Genomic DNA, 609 nt, shown 5'->3' with positions numbered 1-609 from the left:
GCAACGCGGTCGGCGCGCTGGTCATTCTCGTCCTGTCGGCGCTGGTGCTGGGACTGGCGCTGCGCCTCGTGCTGCGGCCGCTGACGCGGCTGCGCGACGGCATCGCCGAGATCGCCGCAGGGCGGCTGGACAGCCGCGTGCCGGAGACCGGGCGGACCGACGAGATCGGGCTGATGGCGCAGGAGATCGAGACGCTCCGCCTCGCCGCGATCGCAGCCACCGAGTTGCGCGCCCGGGAAGACGCCGAGTGCGCCGAGAAGGCGATGCGGGCGGAGCGGATGGCCAGGGACATCGCCGCCTTCGACCGCACCGCGGCATCGACGGCCGACCAGCTCGCCGCCGCGGCCGTGCAGATGCACGCCGCCGCTGCGGCGATGGCGGACACGGCCGCCGACACCAGCGGACGCTCGGGCGACGCAGCGAGCGCCACCGAGACGGCGACCACCAGCGTGCAGTCGATCGCGACCGCCACCGAGGAGCTCTCCGCCACCATCGCGGAGATCACCCAGCAGGTCGAGCACTCCGCGGCGATCGCGCACCGGGCCGCCGACGAGGCGGCGCGGGCGAATGCCGGCGTCGCCGACCTCGCCACCGGAGCGGCCCGCATCG

General features: G+C 75.4%; 1 protein-coding gene. It reads left to right on the top strand.

Translation table 11 applies throughout. The features are described 5' to 3' along the window. Positions 1-609 (top strand): HAMP domain-containing protein (locus ABTU92_RS29720; protein ID WP_408095137.1); only part of this gene is annotated, 609 nt, incomplete at both ends.

The sequence above is a fragment of the Rhodoplanes sp. SY1 genome (assembly GCF_046000175.1).
Taxonomy (GTDB): domain Bacteria; phylum Pseudomonadota; class Alphaproteobacteria; order Rhizobiales; family Xanthobacteraceae; genus Rhodoplanes.
This window is presented reverse-complemented; position numbering and strand designations above follow the sequence as displayed.